General features: G+C 44.2%; 8 protein-coding genes. 4 read left to right on the forward strand and 4 right to left on the reverse strand.

Going from position 1 to position 12,044, the window contains the following annotated elements; genetic code table 11:
• Positions 1-75: 75 nt before the first annotated feature.
• From ACH0AB_RS00770 to ACH0AB_RS00780, 3 genes are read right to left on the reverse strand one after another with little or no spacing between them, the layout of a single operon-like run.
• Entirely contained in the window at positions 76-459 is a 384-nt protein-coding gene (locus tag ACH0AB_RS00770; RefSeq protein ID WP_406876790.1) for a hypothetical protein, read from the reverse strand.
• Positions 459-1,106, reverse strand: a complete 648-nt coding sequence (locus ACH0AB_RS00775; protein WP_406876791.1) for an HAD family hydrolase — start codon at positions 1,104-1,106, stop codon at positions 459-461. Before ACH0AB_RS00775 ends, ACH0AB_RS00770 begins: the two co-directional genes overlap by 1 nt.
• A complete protein-coding gene (locus ACH0AB_RS00780; RefSeq protein WP_406876792.1) occupies positions 1,099-2,196 on the reverse strand; it encodes an RluA family pseudouridine synthase in 1,098 nt (365 codons plus the stop codon). The genes ACH0AB_RS00775 and ACH0AB_RS00780 overlap by 8 nt, the downstream gene beginning before the upstream one ends.
• Positions 2,197-3,031: 835 nt before the next feature.
• Between ACH0AB_RS00780 and ACH0AB_RS00785 the strand changes: the two genes are divergently transcribed.
• Positions 3,032-6,823 carry an Rne/Rng family ribonuclease gene (locus tag ACH0AB_RS00785; RefSeq protein ID WP_406876793.1) on the forward strand — a complete coding sequence of 1,264 codons (3,792 nt, stop codon included), beginning with the start codon at positions 3,032-3,034 and terminating at the stop codon, positions 6,821-6,823.
• 105 nt (positions 6,824-6,928) lie between these two features.
• On the opposite strand, the gene ACH0AB_RS00790 is transcribed toward ACH0AB_RS00785, so the two are convergent.
• Positions 6,929-7,846: a DUF808 domain-containing protein gene (locus ACH0AB_RS00790; protein ID WP_204155649.1), complete on the reverse strand. Its 918-nt coding sequence runs from the start codon at positions 7,844-7,846 to the stop codon at positions 6,929-6,931.
• A 402-nt stretch (positions 7,847-8,248) separates the two neighbouring features.
• On the opposite strand from ACH0AB_RS00790, the gene ACH0AB_RS00795 reads away from it, so the two are divergent.
• The 3 genes from ACH0AB_RS00795 (at position 8,249) to ACH0AB_RS00805 (ending at position 12,004) form a co-directional block, all read left to right on the forward strand.
• A complete protein-coding gene (locus ACH0AB_RS00795; RefSeq protein WP_406876794.1) occupies positions 8,249-9,100 on the forward strand; it encodes a DsbC family protein in 852 nt (283 codons plus the stop codon).
• A 173-nt stretch (positions 9,101-9,273) separates the two neighbouring features.
• Positions 9,274-10,611: a homoserine dehydrogenase gene (locus ACH0AB_RS00800; protein WP_406876795.1), complete on the forward strand. Its 1,338-nt coding sequence runs from the start codon at positions 9,274-9,276 to the stop codon at positions 10,609-10,611.
• A 214-nt stretch (positions 10,612-10,825) separates the two neighbouring features.
• Positions 10,826-12,004: a thiolase family protein gene (locus tag ACH0AB_RS00805; RefSeq protein WP_050324664.1), complete on the forward strand. Its 1,179-nt coding sequence runs from the start codon at positions 10,826-10,828 to the stop codon at positions 12,002-12,004.
• The last annotated feature ends 40 nt before the right edge of the window (positions 12,005-12,044 follow it).

The raw sequence follows: 12,044 nt of genomic DNA on the forward strand, positions 1-12,044 counted from the left end.
TTTAAAATTTTTAGTTGCCGTTATTCTACTAGAGTTTTAGTAGTTTCAACAAATTTATAAAATTAGATAATTAGGCTAGTTCATGCTGACTAACTTCTCATACCCTTCATTTGGTGGATTTTTTAAAAACGCTATCCATTCAAAAATAACAGTTCTAAACTCGTGCTTTGTTAATGTTGTTTGATTTTCAGTATCATTTTCATCCATTAAAGAGTAAATCTTAAATTTATCATCTGTAATTGTAATATCAACACCCCAATAGCTTGAACTAAAATCAATATCAAAAAGCTTATTGGAATCTAGTTGTGATAATATCTCTTTTGCAAACTCTAAATTATAGCTAAGCTCTCTTAAATAACAGTACAAAGCATTGATTGGTTCAGTATTATATTCAAACTCAATATCATGTATTCGTTTATGCCAAACTTCCACAAACCTTGTTGTAAATTTAATTTCCACTAAAACAAACTCAATTTTAATTGCTCAACTGAATCTACAATGAGAGTGGGATTTTCTTTAGCCAAAACATCGGCTTTTTCACATCCGTAACTTACAGCAATGCTATCCATCTGTATTGCATTTGCCATACGGATGTCATGAATACTATCACCGATAAAAACAGCGTCTTCAATTCTTGTGCTTGTTTCTACCAAGATTTGCTCAAGCATTAAGGGATTGGGCTTGCCTGCGGTTTCGTCAGCAGTTTTGGTAGTTGTGAAAAACGCTTCAATTCCAGAGTTTGGCAATACTCGCTCCAGACCTTTACGTTTCTTGCCTGTTGCAATGGCTAAGGTTTTGCCTTGGGCGTGTAAATCTGAAATAAGTTCTTTGACACCATCAAACAATTTGTCATTGTCGCAATGCTTGACATAATATTCTGAGTAAGTGGCTAAAAGTTCATCATATTTATCGCTGTCATTGGGAAATAGCATGGGAAACGCATCGACTAACGCAATGCCGATAATAGATTTTGTGGCTTCATCGGTGACGGTTAAACCGTGCTTTTTAGCAGCATAGCGCATGGCATCGACGATTAAGCCAACCGAATCCATCAGCGTGCCATCCCAATCGAAAATGATTAGGGATTTGTTTTTCATGTTAATCATGTTGATTCTCTAGCAAATTTTGCATATCGACTGGCAATTCGGCTGTAATCGTTTCATATTCCGGAATTTCGAGTTGATAGGCATGCAAGCACAAACGGCGCACGCTTTTATCGCCTTTAGCCACATTCGGATTGTATTTATCATCACCCAATAATGGATGCCCGATACTCGCCAAATGCACCCGAATTTGGTGGGTACGCCCTGTCAGCGGTTTGGCTTCAATTAAGCTGACTTTTTGACCATTTAACTCAAATTTTTGCAACACGTTAATTTGGGTTTGGCTTGGCTTGCTATCTTCGGATTTTACATCTACTTTGACACGGCGTTCACCGCTTTTGCCTTCTTGTGTGGCAGGCAACGTGTATTTTAGTAGCGGTTTATCAATGGTTTGTGTTTCGCTACTTATCCAACCTACCACCAAACACAGATAGGTTTTTTGCAAGGTTTTTTCTCGCAAATGCTCTTGTAAAGTTTTAAGGGTTGAGCGTTTTTTGGCAATCATCAGTAAGCCAGAGGTATCTTTGTCAATGCGGTGTACCAACTCAAGGTATTTTTTACCCGTTACTTCTCGCATGGCTTCAATCACGCCAAAACTCTCGCCACTGCCGCCATGCACCGCCATACCCGATGGTTTATTGAGCACGATTAAACCCTCATCTTCATATACAATGCGCTCAAGCAAGCTCTGGGCAAAGTCAGGGCTTATCACGGGTTTTTCACGCGTGGCAAGCTTGATGGGTGCAATGCGCACCACGTCATTACGCTGCAGTTTATCGTGGGGTTTACAGCGTTTGCCATTGACACGGATTTCGTCGGAACGAATCATGTTATAGACGTGTGAGCGCGGCAGTCCTTTAAGACGACCCAACAAAAAATTATCAACACGTTGGTCATGCTGCTGGCGCGTGACGGTCAAGTAATTGACTTTAGCAAAATCTAAAATATCGTCATCTGCAGACTGCGGTTGTTTACTAGGCGGTTGTTTACTAGGCGTGCGTTTTGGGGTTTGATGAGCCGATTGTTGCGATGGGGTGTCGCGTTTTTTGTTAGGATGGGCGGGACGTTTGGGAGACTGCGAGTGCTCTGTCATATTTTGATAGCCGTTTACATAAAAATTTGCTATAGTTTAGCAGTTTAGTGCCTGTGCCGCTATGAATTCGCGCCATCAATTCGACTTAAACCCTGTTAAGCTTCATTTCAAAGTAGTGTATGCGGGATAATTAAACTGTCGCTTTTGGTGTCGCCCATACAGCCGAAATTTATTCATGGCAGTATGACTCACGATAGGGCGCACTAAACTGCCAATATTTATAGATTTTAAGACTGATTTTAATCAATATCAGCACACGACATACGAGTAACGAAGATAATTGTCATTTGAAAACATGTTCAAATAGTTTGTAAAGATTAGTGATATATAGAGATAACAGATAAATGGTGGGTTTTGTGCCTTACAACCACAAAACTGCTGGTAACGATTAGCGTATTATGCGCCTAGGTAAATGAACTCAGTAGTTGCGATTTTGAGATAAACGTTTACGGTTTTGGATGATTTACCATTTTAAATTGCCCACGCCTTTGTAAAACCTAACTTATCAGGCTTGCCATTTAAAGCGAAAACTAACGCTAACACTTTTTGACCAATAGGGAAAAAGGGTTCATTCATTTGTCCTAAAACGCACATTGTTTTGGGCAACAACCCCCAATCCAGCATGATGGCTGTATTTACCTAACAGGCTTACAACCTCGCTATGGCAATAATCCAACTTAATCATGCAATTTTTGGTGAACAACAAACCTTGTTATCAAGCCACTTACGCTTGCTATCAGCGAGTCTATTCAAAACTGTTTGACGTTGTTTCATCAAATGTTTGATAGCAACATTTATCTACGCTCGTATGTTTTGTGTGTTTAGGAGAAAACACATGAAGCGCATCCTCATCAATGCTACCCACGCTGAAGAAATCCGTGTTGCCCTGTGCAATGGCAATCATTTGTATGATTTCGATTTAGAAAACCGTACCCGCGAGCAAAAAAAAGCCAATATTTATAAAGGTCATGTGACCCGTGTCGAGCCATCGCTTGAAGCGGTATTTGTGGAATACGGTTCACAACGTCAAGGTTTTTTACCGATTCGTGAAATCGCCCCAGAGTATCTAGCAGGCGACCCTCGCTCTACCACTAACATCAAACAACTGATTAAAGAAGGCGATGAACTCATCGTTCAGGTGGAAAAAGAAGAACGTGGTAACAAAGGCGCTGCGTTATCTACTTTGATTTCATTGGCGGGTCGTTATTTGGTATTGATGCCCAACAATGCGCGTGGCGGCGGTATCTCTCGCCAAATCTCTGGTAAGTTGCGCGATGAGATGAAGCAAGCGTTAAGTGATCTAAGACTACCCAAAGGCATGAGCGTTATCATCCGTACCGCAGGGATTGGTAAAACCACGGATGAATTACAACAAGACCTTGACCATTTATTAAACATTTGGAAAGGCATCCAACAACAAAGCCAAAAATTTCCCTCACCTCGCCTGTTGCACCAAGAAGCTGGCGTAGTCACCCGTGCCGTACGCGACTACTTGCGTGATGATATCACGGAAATTTGGGTCGACAATGAATACGCCTATAATGAAGCGGCGAATTTTATTGAAGCGGTGATGCCGCAGCAAGCGAATAAACTGCGCAAATACACTGACTATGAGCCGATGTTTGCCCGTTTTGGGATTGAAAAACAAATCGAAACCGCCTACCAACGTGAAGTACGTTTGCCAAGCGGCGGTTCAATTGTAATTGACCAAACTGAAGCCCTCGTATCAATCGATATTAACTCATCAAAAGCCACCAAAGGCGCGGATGTCTCAGAAACGGCGTTTAATACCAATTTAGAAGCAGCAGATGAAATCGCCCGTCAATTACGCCTGCGTGATATGGGTGGTTTGATTGTTATTGACTTTATTGACATGGCAACTGATGACCACCAAAAACAAGTGGAAAATCGTCTCAAAGAAGCCACTAAAAACGACCGCGCGCGTATCCAATTCGCTGAAATTTCACGTTTTGGACTACTTGAAATGAGTCGTCAACGCTTGCGCCCATCACTTGAAGAAGCGACAGGTTACCTCTGCCCGCGTTGTCACGGTACCGGTATGATTCGTGACTTGCGTTCACTTGCCTTATCAATCATGCGTCAAATCGAACAACGGGCACTACAAGAACGTCATGGCGAAATACAAGCCGAAGTGCCAACTGACATCGCGGCATTTTTACTCAACGAAAAACGTGAAACGCTGGTGTGTCTTGAGCAAGAAAGTGGCACGCGCATTACTATCTTGCCACATGCCCATCTTGAATCCCCCGAGTTTAATATCACTTATAACAGTGACGGGTTTGCGCCATCGAGCTATGAGCGTGTCGCCGAAAGCCAACAACAAGAATATAAAGACCGTGGCTACGATACGAGCAACTGGCACACCGATGACAATGAAGTCAGCCGTGTAGCGCCGACAGGTAATCATAATGCCTGGAGTAATGCTAGCAACGCCGCCAATACCACGCCTAACCCTGCAACGCCATCCAACAAATCTCAGCAAACTGCCAACAATACGACTGCCCCCAAAGCTGCCGCGCCACAACCCGTGCAGCCGGCTGCCACTGTCCCTGCAACTTCTGCAGTCGCTTGGCTATCGAACTTGTTTGCCCCTACCCAGCAAGCCCAAGTCACCCCACACTTTAGTGGTCAAGATGCTGCTTCGGCGATTGAAAGTCTTGTCAATACCGGCGCGCAAAGCTTGGGGGTGCAAGGTCAAATCAATTACGCGGCATTGACGGCAAGCATCCCTGCGGTGACAGCTAACACCAATGAAACTAGCGCCAATCCTTATCAAGAAGCGTCTCAACAACCTTCGGCCACGGCTGAATCAAGCGATAAAGATGCTGAGCGCCGTAAACGTGGTAACCGCAAACCAAAGGCTAAAAAACCAAACCGTTATCAATCTGAAACGAGTGAGACGGAAGTTTCATCACAGGACACTGACAGCAATAAAGACAAGTCAAATGATGCGTCAAAAACTGCTAAAACTAGTGAGCTGCCAAAACGCGAGCCGAATAGTCGCCGTGACAGCCGCGGGGTCAAAGAACGTCGTCCAACACTAGCGAATGAAGATAGTAACGCGGCTGTAGTCAATGATGTGACAGCGACTGATACCGCTGTTGCCCCTGTCGATGGTAGAAAAAACAACCAATCCAGAGCAGAAAAACCGAAAGGCACCAAACAACGTGACCCCAACAGTGTGCAAGTTCAAGTATTTAAAACTGAACAACAACAACCTATAGCTGCGGTTGAAACAACGCATCTCTCGCTAGATGATAGCAAAGGGGAAATTGCAAAACCTGAGGCGCAGCCAATAGCATCAGCTTCGATGCCCGAACAGGCAATTCAGACGCCAGTTAACCCTAGCAACGTTACAGTGTCCAATGACGAGGTAGCAGAGCTTGCTAAAGCATCGACACCATCTGCGCCATCAGCTGAGCCAGTCACTGCACAGCTGGCAGTGACACCGAGCCAAGGTCGTGCCAAAAATGACCCACGCGAAGTCTATAAGGCTTATCAAGCGCAATTTAGCCCAGTTGCCTCTGTAGTGAGCACTTCGGTGACAAAAATTTCAGGTACGGTGAGTCAGTTTATTAACCAGTACTTAGATAATGCCGCTGAAAAAATGGCAAGCGACAGCGTGGTTAGCTGCTTTATCCAAGCCATCGATGCCTTTAATCATCAAGCTGCTACTACCACTACCCCCGCAAAAGATAATGTCGTAGTGGCTGAACAACAGCGTTTTGGGCAGTACTTTAGAAATTATGGCTATGCCAGTCTATCCGCGCAAAATTTGGATGATTATCATACGGCCATTTTGCCAGCCAGTCAGTTCCAACGCCAAGCAGGCAAAACTGACGCTGCACTACCAGCGGTAACTAAACGCGCCATCAATGACCCACGCGGTTCTTTGGTTAATACTGCTGTCGCTCAAGCGCCGACTGATTCAAACCCGTCAGTTGCTGAGCCTATCTCGAATGAAACTGACAGTGGCAAAGGTCAAGTAGAAGCAGCCTCAACTCAATCAGCGTCGCCTAACCAAAACCATCTGTCCTATCAAGCAGGTAGCGTAGGCGCATGGATTGTGGCGCGTTTGGGCGAGCAAGGTCATGCTTTGATTGGGCAAGGTAAATTGGTCGAAGCTTACTTGCAAGCACACAATGCGCCAGTCGCTAACCGACCAACCGAGCCGGTCTCTGTGACAACAATAGCAGATGACGCTACAGCCAATCAGGACGTTGACTTAGTGCCAACAGCTGATGAATCCGCAGTAGCCTTTAATACTGACAGCGAAGGTGTTGAAGCAACGGACGTAGAAGATAGCGCAGAAGCAGCGGCGCAAAAACGTAAAACCACACCGGTAAGTTATAAGAACATGATTGAAAGTGTGGCAGAACAAATGAAACCGGCAACCGTTGGTATGCTGACCTTGGCAACCCCAAAAGCACCAAAAACCCGTACGCGGAAAGCTAAGGCGAGCGAAAAACCAGCAGCCAAACCCAAAACGCGTACCAGTAAAAAGGTGGAAAATGCCGTGGTTGTCACTAAAAAATCAACGACCACCGCCCAAACTGACGTAGCGCCCTCTCACGATGAATCGGAAGCGCCGCAGCACAATCAGTAAATCAATCTTGTTTGCGTGCCTGTATAGCAATAAAAAAGCAGTTCAACATGAACTGCTTTTTTATTTTAGCTACAAATTTTAGATACAATGAATTGGCGGGCTTGTTTAATGGGCAGGCTTGTTACGAATTTTTGAGATGACTGTCATGATCGCAACTACCACTAAACCTGCTACCAAACCAACCAGTGCATTTAATAAGTTGGTGGTTAAGCCTGAAAACGCCCCTGACAAGTCACCTAAATGCTCAATCCCATGATGTAACGCACCAAAGCCATGCGCCAAAATACCACCACCGACCAAGAACATCGCCAAAGTACCGGCGATTGATAGCACTTTCATCAAAATAGGCGCAAAGGCTAATAACGCCTTACCTATGCTTTGTGCCGCTGATGACGACTTTTGCTGCAAGTGCAACCCCAAATCATCTATCTTGACAATCATAGCTACAAAGCCATACACACCCACTGTCATGATGAGTGAAATTACTACCAGTGTTATCGCTTTATCTAGTAAAGGCACCGTTGCCGCAATGGTGCCGAGGGAAATCACAATGATTTCAGCCGATAAAATAAAGTCCGTTCGCACTGCCCCTTTGATTTTCTCTTTTTCATGCGCCACCAAATCTATGCTTTCATTGGCATTGGCTGCTACCCGCTCGGCTTGCTCAGGGTCATTACTACCAGAGTGGGGCCAAAATTTGTGCACCACTTTTTCTGCCCCTTCATAACATAGATATAAACCACCAATCATCAATAACCCGGTCACCAAGGCTTGCGAAATTGCACTAATAATTAAAGCCAGCGGCACCAAAATCGCTTTATTGACTAAAGAGCCCTTGGCGACACTCCACACCACAGGCAACTCGCGATCGGCTTTTACCCCTGATACTTGATTGGCGTTGAGTGCCAAATCATCGCCCAACACGCCCGCCGTTTTTTTGGCAGCGACTTTTGTCATTACTGATACATCATCTAGGATGACGCTAATATCATCGAGTAAGGTTAACAAACTAGCAATTGCCATGATAAATTCCTAAAAAATAGTAAAAGATGAAAAAATAATAATAGTTATTAAACTAGCTGAAGATTTGTTAGTTTACAAATTTGTCATTTAAACACAATGTTTAAATTGTATTGCAACTTATCAAAAGTTATTTGCCTAAACGTTGAATTTTTTCAATCAACCCAGTTAAACAAACTCTCAGTTATACAACCTTTCAATCCATTAATACAACTTGGCTTTGAGCCGATTACTTTTAACGCACTAAAAGATTGAAACAAGCATAAAGATTGAAACGGGCAAAAATGTGAGCCCCGACCTAGTAGACCTGGTAGATTGTTAACAATAAGTTGACAGGGGTAGCGCTCATATACCATAACAATATGGTAAAATAAAAACCTATATTAACGTTCTGTGGGTTTTCTCATGCTCATTCGTTTTGCAACTTATCCTGCTAAAACCTCATTAGCCACCCGTTTAATTACCAGTGTCATCGCCGTGGCTGGCATGGTTGGTTTGGCAGGCTGTGATAATGCCCAATCGCGCACACCTGCCAAGTCTGAAAGTCAGAAACATGAAGCAACTAGCAGCTCAGCCACTGTGGCAAAAGTGGCAAAAAATGAATCACAGCTACAGCAAATGCTGGCGGCAAATTTAGCCAAATCAGGTATCACCGCCAAAATCACCTCGGTGACAGCGACCAGTATGCCAAATATCTATTGGGTCAAAGCCGAAGGTTTACCGGCGTTTTTTACCGATGCGACAGGTCAATATGTAGTACAAGGCGATATCATCAAAGTCGGTGGTGCCAAACCTGAGCATATCTCAGCGAACTTGCAAGCGCAAGATGCGAAAGCCAGCCTTGCCACCATTGATAAAAAAGACATGATTATCTTCCCCGCTAAGGGGCAGACGAAAGCCGCAATCTATGTGTTTACTGATACAGATTGTGGTTATTGCCGTAAATTCCACAGTGAAATTGATGAAGTAAATGCACTGGGTATCGAAGTGCGCTATCTACCTTGGCCACGTAGTGAACAGACCATGCCAATCATGGAAAAAATCTGGTGTAGCAGTGACCGCAAAAAAGCCTTAACCGATGCCAAATTGGGCATGCCTATCAACGCACCGACTTGCAGTAACCCCGTACGTAAAATTTATGAGTTAGGCGCAAATTTGGGTATCAATGGCACCCCAGCCGTGTTTGACACAGAAGGTCATCAACTTGGCGGTTATGTGCCACCTGCTGAATTGGCACAGGCGCTCAACCTCAAATAAGTTCACCCCTGATGGAATACAAACCAGCTAGTACTCATTAGCTGGTTTTTTTATTTTAATTTTTTTGGGCAATTGGATTTTATACCTTACCAATCACAAGTTAGCATGGTATATTTAGCTAGCCAATTTTTAAACTTTTATTTTTATATTTTTGACATTTGAGAATTTTTTTTATGAATAATCGACCTATTCAATTAGCGATTTTAGGGCTTGGTACTGTGGGTACTGGGGTGGTTGAACTACTACAAAACAACCTTGATGAAATGACGCGTCGCACAGGACGTGAGATTAAAATTACCCACGTAGGCACGCGTCGCAACCGTACCGATATCCCAACAGACATCAAACAATCTGCCGATTTGCTTGATATCGTTCAGCAAGATGATGTGGATATTGTGGTGGAATTGATGGGCGGTACCACCACGGCTAAAGAGGTGATTTTAGCGGCAATCGAGCATGGCAAACATATTGTGACTGCCAACAAAGCCTTACTGGCAGAACATGGCAATGAGATTTTTGCCAAGGCAGATGCCAAGGGCGTCAAAGTGTCGTATGAAGCCGCGGTTGCCGGCGGTATTCCGATTATCAAAATCTTACGTGAAGGCTTAGCTGCCAACAAAATCGATTGGCTTGCGGGTATCATCAATGGTACAGGCAACTTTATCATGACTGAAATGCGCGATAAAAAGCGGGACTTTGCAGATGTCCTCGCTGAAGCCCAAGCGCTGGGTTATGCCGAAGCCGATCCGACATTTGATGTCGAAGGGATTGATGCTGCGCATAAATTGACGCTGCTTGCGTCAATTGCATTTGGTATCCCACTACAATTTGACAAAGTTTACTGTGAAGGTATTACCAAAATCACCCAGCAAGATGTGCGGTATGCCAATGAGCTTGGCTACCGTATCAAGCATTTAGGGTTTGCCAAACGTCGTATTTTAGACAGTGGCGAAGAAGGTATTGAATTACGTGTACACCCGACTTTGATTCCAAAACAGGTGTTACTTGCCAATGTGAATGGGGTAAAAAATGCCATCATGGTTGACGCAGAGCCTGTCGGACAAACCTTATATTACGGTTCGGGTGCCGGCGCAGGCGCGACCGCATCCGCTGTGATGGCAGATGTGGTGGACATGGTACGCGCCCTTGCTGAGACCAATGATTCAACCGCCAATTTGGTGCCGCATCTGGCGTTCCAGCCTGAGACACTCAATAACACACGCATCTTATCAAGTGATGAAATGATCACAGGCTACTATCTGCGTCTACAAGTCAAAGATGATTTGGGTGTACTAGCAGAAGTCACCCGCATTTTAAGTGAGTCTAAAATTAGTATTGATGCAATCTTGCAACAGCCAGCACATGATGATACTAGCACTGATTTGCCTGTCATTATTATGGTTGACCCCGTTGTTGAGCGCAATATGAATGAAGCGATTGCCAAAATTGAAGCGTTAGATACCGTGACAGATAAGGTGGTGCGCATTCGGTTGGATGAGTTAATGCAGTAAAATTTAGGTAGACTTGACTGAGATATTTTACAGTATTTTCAGTAGTTTAATTTACATTTTAACTATGATAATATGAAATGTATCGCATTAGCAAAACTTAAAACATCTATTGTGATTGGCATGGTTGCCGTTTACAACCCTGTTTATAGACCCTAGTGATTTAGGTCGTAGTTTGCTTGTGACAACAGAAACCCTAACTCAAAGGAAATTTAATATGGAAAATTCAGTCGTAATCGTAGATGGCGTTCGCACCCCAATGGGTGGATTCCAAGGTGATTTGAACGAAGTATCAATGCCAGAGCTTGGTGCAACCGTCATTAAAGAAGCCGTTAACCGTGCTGGCGTAAAACCAGAAGAGATTGACGAAGTTATCATGGGTTGTATCTTAACCGCAGGTGCAGGTCAAAGCCCAGCGCGTCAAGCGATGCGTAAAGCAGGTATCCCAGATGCCACAGGCGCAGTCAATGTCAACAAACTTTGTGGTTCTGGTATGAAAGCCATTATGCTAGGTGCCAACTCAATTCGTAGTGGTGAGTTTGATATCGTGGTAGCAGGTGGTATGGAATCAATGACCAACGCCCCTTATGTGCTACCAAAGGCACGTGGTGGTTATCGCATGGGAGATGGCGAGATCAAAGACACCATGTTCTTAGATGGTCTTAAAGATGCTGATACCGGCAAGTTAATGGGTGCATTTGCGCAAGAAATGGCAGATAAACGGGGTATCACACGTGAGGCGATGGATGCATTTGCTATCGAATCGCTAAAACGCGCCAACACCGCCATCAATGAAGGTCACTTCAAAAACGAAATCGTTCCGGTTACTGTCAAAACTCGTAAAGGCGATGTAGTCATTGACACGGACGAACAACCCGGTAAAGCCAATGTAGACAAAATCCCAACCTTAAAACCCGCGTTCTCAAAAGATGGTACAGTCACTGCCGCTAACTCAAGCTCAATCTCTGATGGGGCAGCCGCCGTTGTATTGATGTCAGAAGACAAAGCCAAAGAAAAAGGCTTAAAACCACTTGCACGTATCGTTGCCCAAGCCACTCACTCACAACACCCAAGCGAATTTACTATCGCACCTATCGAGTGTGTGAAAAAAGTTTTAGCAAAAGCTGGCTGGAGCAAAGAAGACGTTGATCTTTGGGAAATCAATGAAGCATTCGCCATGGTAACCATGCTTGCTATGCAAGAAAATGACCTTGATCATGCTAAGGTTAATATCGAAGGCGGTGCTTGTGCATTGGGTCATCCCGTGGGGGCATCGGGTGCGCGTATCGTAGTCACACTCATCAACTCACTCAAACGCACAGGCGGTAAAAAAGGCATTGCTAGCCTATGTATCGGTGGCGGTGAAGCGGTTGCCTTAGCGATTGAATTAATCTAATTGTCTCATGCTAAAAAAAATCCCTAATCTATATTAGGGA

Source organism: Moraxella sp. 179-F 1C4 NHS (assembly GCF_045370505.1).
GTDB classification, from domain to species: domain Bacteria; phylum Pseudomonadota; class Gammaproteobacteria; order Pseudomonadales; family Moraxellaceae; genus Faucicola; species Faucicola tetraodonis.